This is a genomic window from Actinokineospora cianjurensis (assembly GCF_003663795.1).
Lineage (GTDB): Bacteria > Actinomycetota > Actinomycetes > Mycobacteriales > Pseudonocardiaceae > Actinokineospora > Actinokineospora terrae.
The window spans coordinates 3,178,484-3,195,028 of the sequence record NZ_RCDD01000001.1; the positions used below are offsets into that span (position 1 = coordinate 3,178,484).

The 16,545-nt window shown below is 71.6% G+C and carries 14 protein-coding genes; 9 read left to right on the forward strand and 5 right to left on the reverse strand.

The features are described from left to right. Nucleotides 1–6 precede the first annotated feature (6 nt). Nucleotides 7–1,173 carry a type III PLP-dependent enzyme gene (locus tag CLV68_RS14265; RefSeq protein ID WP_246009809.1) on the reverse strand — a complete coding sequence of 389 codons (1,167 nt, stop codon included), beginning with the start codon at nt 1,171–1,173 and terminating at the stop codon, nt 7–9. A gap of 103 nt (nt 1,174–1,276) precedes the next feature. Here CLV68_RS14265 and CLV68_RS14270 point away from each other — a divergent pair, with 103 nt between their 5' ends. Next, a complete protein-coding gene (locus CLV68_RS14270; RefSeq protein ID WP_121390773.1) occupies nt 1,277–2,551 on the forward strand; it encodes an MFS transporter in 1,275 nt (424 codons plus the stop codon). Between the two features lie 475 nt (nt 2,552–3,026). Here CLV68_RS14270 and CLV68_RS14275 read toward each other — a convergent pair whose 3' ends face one another. Both CLV68_RS14275 and CLV68_RS14280 read right to left on the reverse strand, forming a co-directional pair. Further along, nucleotides 3,027–4,613: a solute symporter family protein gene (locus CLV68_RS14275; RefSeq protein WP_121390774.1), complete on the reverse strand. Its 1,587-nt coding sequence runs from the start codon at nt 4,611–4,613 to the stop codon at nt 3,027–3,029. After that, nucleotides 4,610–5,020 carry a DUF485 domain-containing protein gene (locus tag CLV68_RS14280; protein WP_121390775.1) on the reverse strand — a complete coding sequence of 137 codons (411 nt, stop codon included), beginning with the start codon at nt 5,018–5,020 and terminating at the stop codon, nt 4,610–4,612. The genes CLV68_RS14275 and CLV68_RS14280 overlap by 4 nt, the downstream gene beginning before the upstream one ends. A gap of 774 nt (nt 5,021–5,794) precedes the next feature. On the opposite strand from CLV68_RS14280, the gene CLV68_RS14285 reads away from it, so the two are divergent. The 4 genes from CLV68_RS14285 to CLV68_RS14300 all read left to right on the forward strand — a co-directional run bounded on the left by CLV68_RS14285 (nt 5,795) and on the right by CLV68_RS14300 (nt 10,911). Continuing rightward, nucleotides 5,795–9,220: a nitrate- and nitrite sensing domain-containing protein gene (locus CLV68_RS14285; RefSeq protein WP_121390776.1), complete on the forward strand. Its 3,426-nt coding sequence runs from the start codon at nt 5,795–5,797 to the stop codon at nt 9,218–9,220. A gap of 63 nt (nt 9,221–9,283) precedes the next feature. Next, nucleotides 9,284–9,724, forward strand: a complete 441-nt coding sequence (locus CLV68_RS14290; RefSeq protein ID WP_092778986.1) for a roadblock/LC7 domain-containing protein — start codon at nt 9,284–9,286, stop codon at nt 9,722–9,724. A gap of 7 nt (nt 9,725–9,731) precedes the next feature. Beyond that, complete coding sequence (locus tag CLV68_RS14295; RefSeq protein ID WP_121390777.1) at nt 9,732–10,325, forward strand: DUF742 domain-containing protein; 594 nt, start codon at nt 9,732–9,734, stop codon at nt 10,323–10,325. Further along, nucleotides 10,306–10,911: a GTP-binding protein gene (locus CLV68_RS14300; protein ID WP_170224292.1), complete on the forward strand. Its 606-nt coding sequence runs from the start codon at nt 10,306–10,308 to the stop codon at nt 10,909–10,911. Before CLV68_RS14295 ends, CLV68_RS14300 begins: the two co-directional genes overlap by 20 nt. An 18-nt stretch (nt 10,912–10,929) precedes the next feature. Here the strand turns inward: CLV68_RS14300 and CLV68_RS14305 are convergent, their stop codons facing one another. Then, nucleotides 10,930–11,532, reverse strand: a complete 603-nt coding sequence (locus CLV68_RS14305; RefSeq protein ID WP_121390778.1) for a LysE/ArgO family amino acid transporter — start codon at nt 11,530–11,532, stop codon at nt 10,930–10,932. 69 nt (nt 11,533–11,601) lie between these two features. Here CLV68_RS14305 and CLV68_RS14310 point away from each other — a divergent pair, with 69 nt between their 5' ends. Continuing rightward, the gene (locus CLV68_RS14310) at nt 11,602–12,504 is read left to right on the forward strand and encodes a LysR family transcriptional regulator ArgP (RefSeq protein WP_121390779.1); all 903 of its coding nucleotides are present in this window, start codon (nt 11,602–11,604) and stop codon (nt 12,502–12,504) included. On the opposite strand, the gene CLV68_RS14315 is transcribed toward CLV68_RS14310, so the two are convergent. Then, nucleotides 12,452–13,087, reverse strand: coding sequence for a TetR/AcrR family transcriptional regulator (locus CLV68_RS14315; RefSeq protein WP_121390780.1), 636 nt, complete (start codon nt 13,085–13,087; stop codon nt 12,452–12,454). The two genes, CLV68_RS14310 and CLV68_RS14315, sit on opposite strands and share 53 nt — an antisense overlap. Before the next feature lie 95 nt (nt 13,088–13,182). Here CLV68_RS14315 and CLV68_RS14320 point away from each other — a divergent pair, with 95 nt between their 5' ends. From CLV68_RS14320 to CLV68_RS14330, 3 genes are read left to right on the forward strand one after another with little or no spacing between them, the layout of a single operon-like run. Next, nucleotides 13,183–14,334 carry an acyl-CoA dehydrogenase family protein gene (locus CLV68_RS14320; protein WP_121390781.1) on the forward strand — a complete coding sequence of 384 codons (1,152 nt, stop codon included), beginning with the start codon at nt 13,183–13,185 and terminating at the stop codon, nt 14,332–14,334. 51 nt (nt 14,335–14,385) lie between these two features. Next, nucleotides 14,386–15,465, forward strand: coding sequence for an alcohol dehydrogenase catalytic domain-containing protein (locus CLV68_RS14325; RefSeq protein ID WP_121390782.1), 1,080 nt, complete (start codon nt 14,386–14,388; stop codon nt 15,463–15,465). A gap of 33 nt (nt 15,466–15,498) precedes the next feature. Then, nucleotides 15,499–16,533, forward strand: coding sequence for a pentapeptide repeat-containing protein (locus CLV68_RS14330; RefSeq protein WP_121390783.1), 1,035 nt, complete (start codon nt 15,499–15,501; stop codon nt 16,531–16,533). Nucleotides 16,534–16,545 lie beyond the last annotated feature (12 nt).

Consider the following 16,545-nt stretch of genomic DNA (forward strand, 5'->3'; position numbering starts at 1 on the left):
AGGAAATCAGCCGACGAACAACGTCGGAAGGGGCGGAAAACCGTTGAACGACACCGAGGAGTAGCTCGCGGTGTACGCGCCCGCGTCGAGGATGTCGACGTGGTCGCCCGCCCGCAGCGCCGTCGGAAGACGATACGGGGTGTTCTGGTAGATCACATCATCGCCGTCACAGGTGGGCCCCGCGATGATGACCGGCCCGCTCGGTTCCGCCGGGTGGGCGGTGCGCAGCCGGTAGGCGATGTACTCGTTCTCGGTCTCGGCCAGCCCCGAGTAGCGGCCGATGTCGAGGTAGACCCAACGGTGCTCGTCGGCGTCGGACTTGCGCGACACCAGCACCACCTCGGTCCTGATCACCCCGGCGGTCGCGACGATCGCCCGGCCCGGCTCGACCACCAGTTCCACCGGGGAGTCGAAGTGCGCGGCCACCGCGGCCCGGATGGCGGTGGCGTGCGCGGTCAGCGGCGGCGCCTGCTCCCGGTAGGAGGCCGGGAACCCGCCGCCGAGGTTGAGCGAGCGGGTCGGCACCCCGGCGTCGGCCAGGCCCCCGGCGATGCGGCCCGCCTGGGCGATCCCGGCCGTCCAGGCCGCCGGGTCGGTGTGCTGCGAGCCCACGTGGAAGCAGGCGCCGTCCACCGCGAGCCCCAGGTCGGCGGCCTTGGTCAGCAACCGCAGCGCCATCTCCGGCGAGCAGCCGAACTTCGCGCCGAACGGCGTGCCCGACGCGGGGGCGTCCACCAGGAACCGGCACCACACCCGGGAGCCCGGCGCGTGCTCGGCCAGGTTCGCCAGGTCGCCCTCGGAGTCGAAGGTGAACCGCCGCACTCCACGCCCGTAGGCGTAAGCGATGTCGCGGGCCTTCTTGATGGGGTTGCCGTAAGAGATCGCGGACGGGTCGGCGCCCTGCGCCAGGCACAGATCGATCTCGCCGGTGCTCGCCACGTCGAAGGAGGACCCCTCGTGGACGAGGGTCCGGACCAGTTCGGGCGCCGGGTTCGCCTTCACGGCGTAGAAGATCGTGGCCTCGGGCAGCGCCGCGCGCATCGCGCGGTAGTTGGTCCGCACCACTTCGAGGTCCAGCACCAGGCATGGCGTCTCGGGCGCGCGATCGTCGAGGAACGCGCGCAGCCGGGTGGACAGCCCCGGTGACCCCACAGAGTCGAGCACGGCGTGCACTGTAATACCGACCTGGCCGCAACCGGAGGGGCAGCCTGGCACCGACTCGATCACACTGGCCGTACCATCGCGCCCGGGGGACCCCGATCCGATGGGAGTCGGCATGACGGTGACGCCACGGATCCGGGTGGGCTACGCGCTCGGATCGCTTGCCACAGGGGCGTTCGCGACCGTACCCGGTCTGCTGCTGCTCCCGTTCCTGACCGACCGGCTCGCCGTCCCGGCCGCCGTCGCCGGTGTGCTGGTGTTGGTGCCCAAGGCGTGGGATGTGGCGTTCAACCCGATCGCCGGTCGAATCAGTGACCGGGCAACGCATCGGCTCGGTCCGCGCCGCCCGTTCCTGCTGCGCGGCGGCCTCGCCCTGGCCGCCCTGTTCGCCGTCATGTTCCTGCCACCTCTGTTCGGCACCCCGCTCGGCGACGGCGCCTGGGTCGCGGTGTCCTTCCTGGCCTGCGCGACCGCGTTCGCCTTCTTCCAGGTCCCCTACGTCGCCATGGCCGCCGAACTCACCGACGACTACCACGACCGCACCCGCCTGATCGCCTGGCGCGTCGCGGCTCTCGCCATCGCCATCCTCCTCTGCGGAGCGGGCGCCCCGCTCCTGCGCGACTCCGGGGGCGGCTACCGCGTCATGGCCCTCGCGGTAGCCCTCCTCATCGTGGTCGGCACCCTGGGCGTCTACATCGGTACCGCCACCGCCCCTGTTGCGCGCGTCACACCCACGGGCGCCCGCTTCCCGGAGCTCCTCGCGGCGGTCCGGTCGTCCCGGCCCTTCCGGCTGTTGCTGCTGACCTTCGTCATCCAGGCCGTCGGTATCGGGACCCTTCTGGCTGGAGTGGACTACCTCTCGCGGGTCGTTCTCCAGGACCCCGGTGCTCAGACCCTGCTGTTCGCTGCCTTTGTCGCGCCTGCGCTGCTGGTGGTGCCGGTGTGGCAGGTCGTTGGGCGTCGGTGGGGGAAGCGGGTGGGGTATCAGGTGGCTTCGGTGTTGTTCGCTGTGTCGATCGGGCTGGTGGTGTTCGTGCCCGCGATGCCTGTGCTGGTGGGGTTGGTGGGGGTCGCCGGGGTGGCTTACGCGGGGTTGCAGGTGTTTCCGATGGCGATGTTGCCGGACATCATCTCGGCTGAGGAGCGGCGGGCTGGGGTAGTGCGGGCTGGGGTGTTCTCGGGGGTGTGGACGGCGGGGGAGACGGCGGGGTTGGCGTTGGGGCCTGGGGTGTTTGGGGGGTTGTTGGGGTTGGGTGGGTATGTGTCGGGGGGAGGGGTGCAGGGGGAGGGGGTGCGGGTGGCTGTTGTGGTGGGGTTCAGTGTGGTGCCCGCGGTGTTGGTGGGGGTTACGGTGGGGTTGTTGTCCTTTGTGGAGGGTGAGCGGGGGTAGGCGGCTCTCGTTCTCGGCTGCGCCGTCGACGATTGACGGCTCGCCTGCGGCATTGCGTGGGGGCGCGATTTAAGTGACAAGCTCGATGGGGCGAACTTGTTTTGTGCGGGGCCCCTACGGAACCCGTGGCAGGACCGCAAAGCAGGGGCCGAAGAGCATGGCCCTGTCCGCGAACGACGCTACGGGCACCGTCCCCCCACACAAAACAAGTCCGCCCCATCGAGCAGGGTTGGCACCAGCGGATCCGAGGAGCGCTTGTCGGCCAACGTTGCAGAGGGGCACGTGGGGGCCAACGTCGGTGAGGGCCGGGTGGTTGGCCAACGTTGCTTGGGTGCGCGTGGTTAGCCAACGCCTGTGAGGGCTGGGTGTGGGGCAAGGGATCGGCCCCCATCCACGGGGTGTGGGTGGGGGCCGAAAGTGAGGTGGTTGTCCGGCCCGGGGGTGTGGGCGCCGGGCCGGACAACCGGAGGGGTGGTCAGCGGCCGATGCCGGTGAGGGCTCGGACTTCCATTTCCCGGGCTTTGGCGGGGTCGGCCTTGTCGCGGCTGAGGATGGTGCCGAGGTAGCCGGCGATGAAGGAGATGGGGATGGAGATGATGCCGGGGTTGGAGAGGGGGAAGAGGTGGAAGTCCACACCGGACAGGATGGAGGTGGGGGCGCCGGAAAGCACGGGGGAGAAGAAGACCAGGACCAGGCACGAGCCGAGGCCGCCGTACATGGCCCAGAGGGTGCCGGTGGTGTTGAAGCGCTTCCAGAACAGCGAGTACAGCAGCGTCGACAGGTTGGCCGACGCGGCGAAGGCGAAGGCGAGGGCCACCAGGAAGGCGACGTTCTGGCCGTTGGCGAGGATGCCGCCGAGGATGGCGAGGACGCCGATGACCAGGGCGGTGGCGCGGGCGACGCGGACCTCGGAGACCGGGTCGGCCTTGCCGCGGCGCAGGATGTTGGCGTACACGTCGTGGGCGAAGGAGGCGGAGGCGGTGATGGTGAGGCCCGCGACGACGGCCAGGATGGTGGCGAAGGCGACCGCGGCGACGACTCCCATCAGGACGGTGCCGCCGATCTCGAAGGCCAGCAGCGGGGCCGCGGCGTTCTCCCGGCCGGTGGCCGCCAGGATGCGCTCCGAGCCGACCAGGGCCGACGCGCCGTAGCCGATGATCAGGGTGGCGCCGTAGAACACCGTCATCATGCCGACCGTCCACACCACCGAGATCCGGGCCTGGCGGGCGTCGGGCACCGTGTAGAACCGCATCAGCACGTGCGGCAGACCGGCGGCGCCCAGGATCAGCGCGACCGACAGCGAGATGAAGTCCAGGGTGCTGATCGGGGTGCTGCCGTACTGCACGCCGGGGTCGAGGATCTTCTCGCCCTTGGTGTTGTTCGCCGCGGCCTGCTCCATCAGCGCGGTCAGGCTGAAGCCGAACTTGCCGAGCAGGAACACCGTCATCAGCACCACGCACAGCAGCAGCACCACGGCCTTGATGATCTGCACCCACGTGGTGCCCTTCATCCCGCCGACCAGCACGTAGAACACCATGATCAGGCCGACCACGCTGATCACCAGCGCCTGCCCGCCCTTGGTGTGCACGTCGAGCAGCAGCGCCACCACCGCGCCCGCGCCCGCCATCTGGGCCAGCATGTAGAACAGCGAGATCACCAGGGTCGAGGTCGCCGCCGCGGCGCGGACCGGGCGCTGGCGCATCCGGAACGCCAGCACGTCGCCCATGGTGAACCGGCCGGTGTTGCGCACCAGTTCCGCGATCAGCAGCAGGTTCACCAACCAGGCCACCAGGTAGCCGATCGAGTACATGAACCCGTCGTAGCCGTGGATCGCGATCGCGCCCGCGACCCCGAGGAACGACGCGGCGGAGAGGAAGTCGCCGGAGAGCGCGACACCGTTCTGCACGCCGGTGAGCCCGCCGCCCGCCGCGTAGTAGTCGGCCGTGGAGCTGCCGCGGGAGCCGACCCGGTAGACCACGAACAGCGTGATCACCACGAAAGCGCCGAACACCACCGAGTTGAGGACCGGGTCGCCGACCTGCCCCTGCGCGAGGGCGCTCATCGGCCCGCCCCCGCGCGCTCGTGCAGCCGCGCCACCGCGGGGTCGATCCGGCGCCGCGCCCACCGCGAGTACACGGCGGTGATGGCGATGGTCGAGGCGAACTGGGCGAACCCGAGCACCAGGCCCACGCTGATCGAGCCGGTCAGCCTGGTCGCCATGAACTCGTGCGCGTAGGCGGCCAGCAGCACGTAGGACAGGTACCAGAGCAGGAACAGCGCGGTGAGGGTGAAGACGAACCGGCGGAACCGCGACCGCAGCGCGGTGAACTCCGGGCTGCGGTGGATCGCCTCGAAGTCCGGCCCGCTCGCGCCGTCGGTGCCCGCCCGGCCGTCGATACCGCCGAAGGTGGCCGACGGTGTCGGTGGCGCGGTGCTGGACGCCGCCCGGCGTCCGACGACCTGGGTCATGCTTTTCCTCCGAAATGGTGGGGGCGGCGTCGACCTAGGGGTGGAAACGCGCGCGGTGGCGTTCCTCGGGCGGCGCCGGGGGTGATTTCCCCGAATGCGCGGTGGTCGCGCTCCAGGGGGCGGGCGCCATGGTAGCCACGAATGCGGCGGCCGTGCCAATGGTTGTCCACAGGGGCGGGCCCGGTTGTCGCGTCGGCGCCGCAGGTCACCGAACGGTACCGGTTCGGCGGCGAGTCGGCCGGGTCAATCGGTTCACACTTAGTGGTGAATTGCCGGGTCACTCGGTGTCTCATCAGGAGGGTGGAAACCCGGTGCCGCCGCCGCGACGGGGGAGATCCACTGTGGTCCGACCTGCGTTCACCCTGGTCAGGCTGGTGGAGGGGGCGCGAACCCGGATTTCCACCCGGGGGAATACCCGATCGAGCGATCAAGGCGGAAATTCAATGCAAAGCGTGACCGATTCCCGCAATTGATCTTCCGGTTGCCCGCCCGGGTGGCGAGATCACCCACCGCCCCGGCCATTCTCGCAGGTCAACGGGAATGGGGAGGAAGATCGCCGGATCGGGGTAGCATCGACACTCAAGTTCTCGCCGAAGCCGCGCCGATGTCGGAAGGGTCATCGACGCGGTACGGGGAATCGGCGCACCGCTGGTTTCACAGTCCTGATAGGACGCCGCGGGTCGCGCTGTGCCACGCGGATTCGTCTCGGAGGGAGATCGACGCGGTGAGGGTGTTATTCCTACGACGGCCGCGAGCCGATTCGGAGGTCCGCGAGTGAGCCGCGTGACCGGCAGCGGGCGGGCGGCGTCGGTCGCCGCCGGGCGGATCCCGGGCGCGACGACCGCGCGGCGGGCCGCGCCGGGGACGGCCGGTGGGGAAGCCGGCCGGTCCCCGGTGGCCACGCTGACCCGGTGGCGGGACTGGAACATCCCGGTCAAGCTGGCCGCGGTGATCATGGTCCCGGTCGCCTTCGCGATCGTGCTCGGCGTGCTGCGGATCAGCGGCCAGGTCGAGCGCGCCGAGTCCTACCAGCGGGTGGACAAGCTCGTCGCGGTCAACGACAGCCTGCGCAAGGCCCTCACCTGGCTGCAGCGCGAGCGCACCAAGGCCGCGGTGCTGCTCACCGGCGGGTCCCGCGACATCGCCGCGGAACTGGCCGGGGAGCGGCAGAGCGCCGACTACGCGCGGGAGGAGATGTTCCGCGCCATCGGCAAGGCCACCTTCGACACCGAGGTGACCAAGGCGCGGCTGGTCGACGTCACCTCGGCGTTCGACACCCTCACCGCGCTGCGCCGCCCGGTCGGCGCCGGGGCGGTGGACAGCGGCACCGCGCTCGCGGGCTACACCGACGTGATCCACACGCTGCTGGACTTCGACCGCGCCACCACCGGCGAGGTCGCCGACCCGGGCCTGGCCAACACCGCCGCCGCGCTGCACGACCTGGAGGCGGCCAAGGAAGAGGTGTACTACCAGCAGGGCCTGGTCGCGATCGGCATCGCCAGGGGTGGGCTCAACGCCGCCGACCTGGACAGCCTGCGCGCGTCGCAGTCCCGGCTGGCCGAGCGCACCGCCGACTTCCGCTCCATCGCCACCCTGCGCCAGCAGTCCGGCTACGACGCGCTGCACGACGCGCCCGAGGTGCGGACCAGGACGGAGCTGCTGCGCCTGGCCGTCGGCGACGGCTCCGACGGCAGCGCCAGCGTCAACGTGCCGCTGCCGATCACCTCGGTCGACTGGAACTCCTCCTCCGAGCAGGTCTCCGAGCGGATCACCGCGGTCAGCGCCCTGCTCGGCGCCGAGATCAAGGACCGCTCCTCGGCCATGCAGGACGAGGCGAGCGACGCGGCCGGTCTGGCCTCGGTGGTCCTCATCCTGGCGCTGGTCGCCGCCGCCGCGGTGATGATCGTGATCGGCAGGCAGCTGCTCGGCTCGCTCGCGCTGCTGCGCAGGGGCGCGCTCGACGTCGCCACCCGCAGGCTGCCCGCCGCGGTCGCCCGCATCCGCGACGGCGACGACGTGGTGGCGCCGGTGGTCGAACCGGTGGCCGTGCTGCCCGACGACGAGGTCGGTCAGGTGGCGCGGGCGTTCGACGCGGTGCACGAGCAGGCGTTGCGGCTGGCCACCGAGCAGGCCGTGCTGCGCGCCAACTACAGCAACGTCTTCGTCAACCTCTCCCGCCGCAGCCAGGGCCTGGTGCAGCGCCAGTTGCACCTGCTCGAGCGGCTGGAGCGCGACGAGGAGGACGCCGACCAGTTGGCCACGCTGTTCCAGCTGGACCACCTGGCCACCCGGATGCGCCGCAACAACGAGAACCTGATGGTGCTCTCCGGCAGCGACCCGGCCCGCCGGGCGCAGGCGCCGACCCAGCTCGGCGACCTGCTGCGCGCGGCGGTGTCCGAGGTCGAGCACTACGAGCGGGTGGTGATCGCCCCGCCGCCCGCGGTGCTCGTCGTGGGCTACGCGGTCGGCGACCTGGTCCGACTCACCGCGGAACTGCTCGACAACGCGACCGCGTTCTCCGCGCCTGCCACCCAGGTCCTGATCACCAGCCAGGTCACCGACACCGGCGCGATCCGGGTCGAGGTCGTCGACCGCGGCATCGGCCTGAGCGAGCAGGAACTGGCCGACGCCAACACCCGGCTCGCCGACAGCCGCACCGTGGACGCCTCGACCTCGCGCCGGATGGGGCTGTTCGTGGTCGGCAGGCTCGCCGCCCGGCTCAACGTCGAGGTGCGGCTGCTGCCCGGCGCGCAGACCGGGGTGCGCGCGGTGATCGCCGTACCCGCGGACCTCGTCGCCGGTGACGTCGGGCTCGACCTCCCGAGGGTCGTCGCCGCCCGCGAGTCCCACGGCACCAACGGTTCCCAGAGCGCCCACGGGTCCAACGGCCACACCGGCTCCAACGGTCACGGTGCCGTCAACGGAAACGGCAGTGCCAACGGCAACGGTTCGACCAACGGGCGAGGTGCGGGTAGCCGCAACGGGTCCAACGGTCACGGCAGCAACGGTCACGGCAGCAACGGTCACAACGGGACCGACCACGGCGAGAGCAACGGCACCGGTCCCAGCGGGTTCACCGCCGGACTGGCCCGCAGGCTCGCCAACGGCAAGCCGAGGTGGGAGCCGACCGGCGCCCCCGGTGGCGACGGTGCCGAACAGCCCGGCTCCTTGCCCATCCCGTCGCCGACCCCCAGCGGCGACGGGGTCCCGTTGCCGCGCCGCTCACCGAGGGCACCCGTGCAACCGGACGTGCCGCCGGTGGAGCAGACCCAGGCGCTGTTCGTCCCCGACGACGACCCGGTCGAGCACGTCGAGCGGGCCGAGCAGCCCGGGCCAGCCCAGTCCGCCTTCGACGGCGGGGTGCGGCACGACGGCGGTGTGCGGGACGGTGGCGACTTCGACGGCGACGTGGACGACGACAGCGGCTGGTGGGACACCACGCTGGTGCACCAGGCCGCGGTCGTCCCGCCCGCCGCCGCGCTGCACGAGACCACGCCGATCTTCGACGAGATGGTCTCCGCGTGGTTCCGGGCGGTCACCGACGACCCGAACTCCACCGCGGCCGACGTCACCAGGGGACCGGACTGGGACTTCGCCGCCGACCAGGGTTTCCACACCGCGCGCGCGGTGTCGGCTGCCGAGCCGGAGGACTTCACCACCTCCGGCCTGCCCCGGCGCACCCCGCGCCGCAACCTGGTGCCCGGCGGGGTGCAGCAACCCGGCAGGCGCGCGGCGGCCGCGGCGCCACCAGCGCACGCCCGCGACCCGCAGGACCTGCGCGAGCGGCTGTCCAGCTACCAGCGCGGCATCCACCGGGCCAGGGGCGCGCACCGCGCGGGCCCCGCGCACGGCGAGCCGGAGACCGACGCCCAGCCGGGCCTCGACCTGCGCGGCGCGCGGTGGCGCTTCGCGCGGGACGCGGGCTGGCAGGCCGCGGAGGCGCTCACCACCCACGACGACGCCGATCCGCTGCCAGACGGCGGACTGCCGAGGCGGACGCCGCGCGAGCGGCTGGTGCCCGGCAGCCTCGGCGCCGACACCCCGGCGCAGCAGCCCGCGGTGCTGATCGAGCGCGACGCCGAGGCGCTGCGCTCCCGGCTGGGCAGCCTGCAGCGCGGGATCGGCCGGGGCCGCAGCAGCATCGCGCAGCGGCACCCGGGACAGGACGGGGACACCGAGGAAGAAGGCGGGGATGCCTGAGCCACGTCGCACGCAGTCAAACCGACCGACGCAGCCGCCGTCACCGACGGGAAATGGAGCACGATGACGTCCACGCAGTCCAAACCAGGCCAGTTCGGGTGGTTGGTCAACGACTTCGCCGAGCGGGTGTCCGGGGTGGCGCACGCGGTGGTGGTGTCCGCCGACGGGCTGCTGCTCACCTCGTCCGCGCGGCTGCCGACCGACCGCGCCGACCAGTTGGCCGCGGTCGCCTCGGGGCTGGTCAGCCTCACCCAGGGCGCGGCCCGCTGCTTCGAGGCGGGCGCGGTCAAGGAGACCGTGGTCGAGATGGAGCGCGGGATCATGTTGCTGATGGCCATCAGCGACGGGTCGTGTTTAGCGATCCTCGCGGCCCCGACCTGTGACATCGGACAAGTGGCGTACGAGATGACGCTGCTGGTGGACCGGGTGGGCCAGATCCTGACCCCGGAACTGCGCGCGGCCCTGCAGGGGACCGCCGGGAGGATGGTGGGGCAGCCCGCATGAGCACAGCATGAGCGCCAACCAGGGCCGCTCCGGTGAGCCGGAGCGCACCATCGCCGACGTCATGGCCAACCTGACGCTGGGCGGCGGCCGGTCCCGCAGGCGCCGCAAGTCCGAAGTGGACGAAGCGGCGGTCCCTGCGCGCGACGACGAGCCGGACTGGCCGGACGGCGACGCGGCCGACCAGGTCGACCCGGCCGGGCCCGCGACGGCCACCGCGGCCGCAGCGGTGCGGGTGGCCGCCGCCGAGGACCCCTCGGAGGACGCCGCCGCCATCGTGCGGCCCTACGCCTGGACCAGGGGCCGCACCAAGTCCAACTTCGAACTGCGCGTGGAGACCATGGTGTCCACCAGCGAGCGGGCCGGGGACGCCACGGCCTTCGCCGAGTCCGAGCACCGCGCGATCGGTGCGCTCTGCCACGACCCCAGGTCGGTCGCCGAGGTGGCCACCCTGCTCGGGGTGCCACTCGGGGTGGCCAAGGTGCTGTTGGGCGACATGGCCCAACTCGGCCTGGTCGCCGTGCACAAGACCGCGACCGGTGGCGCCAACAAGGCTCACCTGGTGCTGATGGAAAGGGTACTGAGTGGACTCCGCAGGCTATGACGACCCGGCACCCGGTGGTGGGCTGACCTCGGTCAAGATCGTGGTGGCAGGCGGGTTCGGCGCGGGCAAGACCACCTTCGTCGGCTCGGTCTCGGAGATCATGCCGCTGACCACCGAGGCGGTGATGACCAGCGCCAGCGCGGGCATCGACGACACCGCGGCAACGCCGAACAAGTCCACCACCACCGTCGCGATGGACTTCGGCCGCGTGTCGCTGGACTCGGACCTGGTGCTGTACCTGTTCGGCACCCCGGGCCAGCAGCGGTTCTGGTTCATGTGGGACGACCTGGTGCGCGGCGCGATCGGCGCGGTGGTGCTGGCCGACACCCGCAGGCTGGCCGACTCGTTCTCCCCGATCGACTTCTTCGAGGAGCGCAACCTGCCCTACGTGATCGGGTTGAACTGCTTCGACGGGGTGCTCGGGCACAGCATCGAGCAGGTCAGGGACGCGTTGGCGATCGGGCAGGAGGTGCCGATCGTCCCGTGCGACGCGCGGGACCGGCAGTCGGTCAAGAGCGCGCTGATCACCATGGTCGAGTACTCGATGCGCCGGTGGGTCGCGTTGCACGGCGCAGGCGTCGGGTGAGCGGTGGGGGCGTGGTCCTCACGCCCCCACCAGCAACGACACCCCCAGCGCGGTCATCGTCGCGGCGATCACCGCGTCCAGCACCCGCCAGGACGCCGCCCTGGCGAACACCGGGGTCAGCAGGCGGGCGCCGAAGCCGAGGCCCGCGAACCAGCACACGCTGGCCAGGACCGCCCCGGCCGCGAACGACCAGCGGTCCGTGCCGTGCGCCGCGGCGATCGTGCCCAGCAGCAGCACGGTGTCCAGGTAGACGTGCGGGTTGAGCCAGGTCAGGCCGAGGCAGGTGAGCACGGCCGCGCGGGTCGACCCGGCGCCCGCGCCCACCGCGGACAGCGTGGATGCCCGGACCGCGCGCCTGGCCGCCATGAGCCCGTAGCCCATCAGGAACACGCCACCGATGATGGCGACCACGGTGAGCGCGACCGGTTGCGCGGCGACGACCGCACCCATGCCTCCCGCGCCTAGAGCGATCAGCACAGCGTCTGAGACCGTGCAGATCGCGACGACCGGTAGCACTGACTGGCGCAGGATGCCTTGTCGCAGCACGAAAGCGTTCTGTGAACCGATGGCGATGATCAGTGAAAGTCCGGTGCCGAACCCGGCAAGAACCGCGAGCCCCATGCGTCGACCGTATGGCCGCGCTCGTGGGTAACACCAGCTAATGATTCTTACGTAGCATTAGCGGTCGTGATGAACGATCTGCCCCTCGACCAGGTCCGCACGCTGCTCGCGGTGGTCGACGAGGGCACCTTCGACGCCGCGGCCGCCGCGCTGGGCGTGACGCCGTCCGCGGTCAGCCAGCGGGTCAAGGCGCTCGAACAGCGCACCGGGCGGGTGCTGCTGCTGCGCACGAAACCGGTGCGGCCCACCGAGTCCGGCACCCAGGTGGTGCGGTTCGCCCGGCAGCTCGCCCAGCTGGACCGGGACCTGCGGGTCGGGCTCGGCACGCCGGGGGAGTCGGTCCGGCTGCCCATCGCGATCAACGCGGACTCGCTGGCGACCTGGATCCTGCCCGCGCTGACCCGGGTGCCCGACGTCTACTTCGACCTGCACCGGGAGGACGAGTCGCACACCGCGGCGCTGCTGCGGGAGGGCCTGGTGATGGCGGCGGTCACGTCGTCGCCGGAGCCGGTGGCCGGGTGCTCGGTGCGCCCGCTCGGGCTGATGCGGTACCTGCCGGTGGCCGCCCCCGCGTTCGCCGAGCGGTGGCTGGCCGGTCCGCTGCGGCAGTGCGTCGCCGACGCGCCGGTGGTGGTGTTCGACCGCCGCGACGTGCTGCAGGACGTGTTCGTGCGCGGGCTGACCGAGCGCCCCGCCGCCGACCGGCGCCACCACGTGCCCTCGTCGGAGGGGTTCCTCGCGGCGATCGTCGCCGGGCTCGGCTGGGGGCTGGTGCCGACGATGCAGGCGCGGCCGCGGCTGGCGGCGGGGGAGTTGGTCGAGTTGACCGACCGGGTGCTGGACGTGCCGCTGTTCTGGCAGCAGTGGAAGCTGGACTCGCCCGCGCTCTCGGCCACCTCGGACGCGGTGTTCGCCGCGGCTAGGGCGCGGCTCGAGCCACCCGGGCGTGCAGCGCGGTCAGGCCGCGGATGAACGCGTCCAGGGCCAGCGCGAAGCTCTCGGCGTCGATCTCGTCGGCGTGCTCGCGCAGCCGGTGCGCCTGGTCGAGGTGCGGGTAGCGGTCGACGTAGACCTGCACGTCGTCCTCGAAGCCGCGGGAGAAGGAGCTCATCGCGGCGCCGAGCACGAGGTACTTGGTCGACGCGCCGATCATGGTGGCGTGCCGCGGCGGCCAGCCCGCGCCGACCAGCCCGCCGTGCACCGCGTCGGCGTGCAGCAGCGCGGTCGGCCTGCGCGCCGGGCCAGCGGCGATCACCGGCACGAGGTTGGGGTGGGCGGCCAGCGCGGCGCGGTAGGAGATCGCCCAGCCGCGCAGGCCGGTGACCCAGTCCTCGGCGAAGCCCGCGGTGTCCACCCCTGCCATGACGTCCTCGGCGATGTCCTGCAGCAGGTCGTCCTTGGTGCGGTAGTGCGAGTACAGCGACGGCGCCTGCACGCCGAGGTCGGCGGCCAGCCTGCGCATCGAGAGCCCGGCCAGCCCGTCGCGGTCGACCGCGGTCAGCGCGGCGGCCCGGATGCGCGGCCGGTCCAGCAGCGGTACGCGGGGCCGGGGCATGTCCTCACCTCACCCCGGCGGTGGTTGCCGGGCTCGGCTGCCGATCCTATCCTTGGCGAACCTAACACCGTTTGGTTTATGGACGGGAGACCGGCGTGGATCTGGCCCTCAGCGGTGAGCAGCAGGCCCTCTGGGACCTGGCGCGCGACTTCATCGACCGCGAGGTGGTGCCCAACGCCACCGAGTGGGACCGCCGCGAACAGGTCGACCGGGCCATCGTCGGCAAGCTCGGCGCCGTCGGGTTCCTCGGCATGACGCTGCCGGAGGAGTACGGCGGCTCCGGCGGCGACCACCTCTCGTACTGCCTGATGATGGAGGAGCTCGGCCGCGGCGACTCGGCCATCCGCGGCATCGTGTCGGTGTCGCTCGGCCTGGTCGGCAAGTCGATCGCCGGGTACGGCACCCACGAGCAGAAGTCCCGGTGGCTGCCCAGGATCTCCTCCGGCGAGTCGCTCGCCTGCTTCGGCCTGACCGAACCGGACACCGGCTCGGACGCGGCGAACCTGGCCACGCGCGCGGTCCGCGACGGCGACGACTACGTGCTCACCGGCACGAAGATGTTCATCACGAACGGCACCTGGGCCGACCTGGCGCTGATCTTCGCGCGCACCGGCGGGCCGGGACCCAAGGGCATCAGCGCGTTCCTGGTGCCCACCGACTCGCCCGGGTTCCAGCACCGGGAGATCAAGGGGAAGCTGGGGCTGCGCGGGCAGTCGACGGGTGAGCTCGTGCTCGACGGGGTGCGGGTCCCCGCCGACGCGCGCCTCGGCGACGAGGGCGTCGGGTTCAAGGTGGCGATGTCCGCTTTGGACAAGGGGCGGATGTCGGTCGCGGCCGGGTGCGTGGGGCTGGCCAACGGGGCGTTGCAGGCGAGCGTGAAGTACGCGAAGGAGCGCTTGCAGTTCGGTAAGCCCATTGCCGGTTACCAGCTCGTGCAGGAGATGCTGTCGGACATGGCGGTCAACACTGACGCCGCCCGGTTGCTGGTGTGGCGAGTGGCAGATCTAGTGGACCGCGGTCTGCCCTTCGGTACCGCCGCCTCTATGGCCAAGCTCTTCGCGAGCGAGAACGCCGTAACCGTCGCGAATCTGGCCATCCAGGTCTTCGGCGGTTACGGCTACCTGGACGAGTACCCCGTCGCCAAGATCCTCCGCGACTCGCGCGTCATGACCCTCTACGAGGGCACCACCCAGATCCAGAAGCTCCTCATCGGCCGCGCCCTCACCGGCATCAACGCCTTCGTCTGAGGCCGGTCCGTAGGCTCCTCGATGGCAGGGGACGGTGGCTGAGGGAGAGACATGGTCAGGGCTGCGGTGTTGCGGGCGCAGGGCGAACCGCTGGTGGTCGGGGACATCGTGGTCGGGGAGCCGGGTCCGGGGCGGGTCCGGGTCCGGGTCGTGGCGGCGGGGGTGTGCCACTCCGACCTGTCGCTGGCCGAGGGGACGTTGCGGCAGCCGGTGCCCGCGGTGCTGGGGCACGAGGGGGCAGGCGTCGTCGTCTCGGTGGGGGAGGGGGTCACGCGGGTCGCGGTGGGGGATCACGTGATCTTCAACTGGGCGCCGCCGTGTCGGGAGTGTTGGTTCTGCCTTGAAGGGGAGCCGTATCTGTGTGCGCGGGCCGCTGACGCTGCCGAGGTTCCGCACGCGGCGTTGCCCGATGGGACCCCGCTCTACCCGGGGCTCGGTACGGGAGCCTTCGCCGAGGAGACGGTTGTGCCCGAGCGGGCCGCGGTGAAGATCCCCAAAGACCTGCCGTTGGAGCAAGCGGCGGTGTTGGGGTGTGCGGTGCTGACGGGCGCAGGAGCCGTGTTCAACACCGCGCAGGTCAAACCGGGACAGTCAGTGGTGGTGGTCGGCGTTGGCGGTGTCGGGCTGTCGGTGTTGCAGGCCGCGCGGATCGCCGGGGCGTCTCCGATCATCGCGGTCGACGTGCACCCGGAGAAGGAAGCCCTAGCGCGAGCACATGGCGCTACCGACTTCCTCGTCTCGGACTCCGCGACCGCCAAGACCATCCGAGGGCTCACCGAAGGCCGCGGTGCCGATGTCGCGTTCGAGTGCGCCGGTGTCCCCGCGTCGATCCGCACCGCCTGGGCCTCGTCGCGGCGCGGTGGGCACGTGGTGGTCGTCGGTGTCGGGTCGGCCAAGGCGATCGTCGAGTTCAGCGCGCTGGAGCTGTACTTCTTCGGCCGCACGCTCACCGGCTGCCTCTTCGGCTCGTCCGACCCCGACGTGGACATCCCCCGCCTGCTGGACCTCGTCGCCTCCGGCGATCTCGACCTCGCGGGCCTGGTCACCGCCGAGGTCGGCCTGAACGACGTGGAGACCGCGTTCGCCGACATGCGCGCGGGCCGCGGCGGCCGCACCCTCGTCCGGTTCTGACACGATCCCGTGCCCCCCACCGATCACCCCGTCGTGAGCGCGCAATCCCACCCCCGGCCGGTCTCCGGCAGGTCGATCGCCCTGGTCGCGGTCGGCATCCTCCTGCTCACCGCGACCACCGTCGTGCTGCTGTGGTGGCCCGCGACCAGCGGCCTCACCGGCGACAAGCTGGTCACCGCCCGGTTCGAGGCCGTCCGGATCGGCATGAGCATCGGCATCGGCGGAGGCGGCGTGTACGCGCTGTACCTGTCGTGGCGCAGGCAGCGGACCACCGAGCAGGACCTCGACAACCGCGAACGGGCCCTCGCCCACCAGCGCGACGTGGCCGCCGACGCCAAGGCCCACCAGGACCGGATGGCCGCGATCACCGAGAAGGACGGCGTCGAGCGCCGCATCACCGACCTCTACACCAAGGCCGCCGACCAACTCGGCTCCGACAAGGCCCCGGTGCGCATGGCCGGGCTCTACGCGCTGGAGCGGCTCGCGCAGGACAACCCGGGCCACCGCCAGACCGTGGTCAACGTGTACTGCGCGTACCTGCGGATGCCGTACGACCCACCACTGGGGAGCCTCCCCGAGGGCGGTGACCTGCTCGACCACCGGCAGCGCCTGGAGGAGCGGGAGGTCCGGCGCGCTGTCCAGCGCATCCTGCTGCTGCACCTGCGCCCGGAGACCCCGGAGTCGTTCTGGCCCGACATCGACCTCGGCCTCACCGGGGCGGTGCTCATCGACTTCGACCTCGACCGGTGCCGGATCCGCTCGTCGACCTTCGCGCTGGCGACCTTCAAGCACCGGACGAACTTCACCGGGACCGAGTTCGGCAGCTACGTGTGGTTCCGCTCCGCCACGTTCACCGACGACGTCAGGTTCGACGGAGCCCGGTTCGGCGGGCTGGCGAACTTCACCGAGGTGACGTTCCAGCGGTCGGCGACCTTCGCGGGTGCCGAGTTCCACGACGAGTCGAGGTGGCGCGATACGCGGTTCGCGCGAGGTAAGCCTGACGAGCTCGCCTGGGTGGACGAGCTCGGGGACCCGGGTGACGAGGTAGCTGAGGTCACAACGGCCTGAGGTGGGTTGTTG

What these genes read in the sequence shown, in the direction of transcription:
- CLV68_RS14275 (WP_121390774.1), bottom strand. Translation starts at nt 4,613, where the DNA reads ATGAGCGCCCTCGCGCAGGGGCAGGTCGGCGACCCGGTCCTCAACTCG.
- CLV68_RS14290 (WP_092778986.1), top strand. Translation starts at nt 9,284, where the DNA reads ATGACGTCCACGCAGTCCAAACCAGGCCAGTTCGGGTGGTTGGTCAAC.
- CLV68_RS14310 (WP_121390779.1), top strand. Translation starts at nt 11,602, where the DNA reads ATGAACGATCTGCCCCTCGACCAGGTCCGCACGCTGCTCGCGGTGGTC.
- CLV68_RS14295 (WP_121390777.1), top strand. Translation starts at nt 9,732, where the DNA reads ATGAGCGCCAACCAGGGCCGCTCCGGTGAGCCGGAGCGCACCATCGCC.
- CLV68_RS14270 (WP_121390773.1), top strand. Translation starts at nt 1,277, where the DNA reads ATGACGGTGACGCCACGGATCCGGGTGGGCTACGCGCTCGGATCGCTT.
- CLV68_RS14325 (WP_121390782.1), top strand. Translation starts at nt 14,386, where the DNA reads ATGGTCAGGGCTGCGGTGTTGCGGGCGCAGGGCGAACCGCTGGTGGTC.
- CLV68_RS14280 (WP_121390775.1), bottom strand. Translation starts at nt 5,020, where the DNA reads ATGACCCAGGTCGTCGGACGCCGGGCGGCGTCCAGCACCGCGCCACCG.
- CLV68_RS14305 (WP_121390778.1), bottom strand. Translation starts at nt 11,532, where the DNA reads ATGGGGCTCGCGGTTCTTGCCGGGTTCGGCACCGGACTTTCACTGATC.
- CLV68_RS14315 (WP_121390780.1), bottom strand. Translation starts at nt 13,087, where the DNA reads ATGCCCCGGCCCCGCGTACCGCTGCTGGACCGGCCGCGCATCCGGGCC.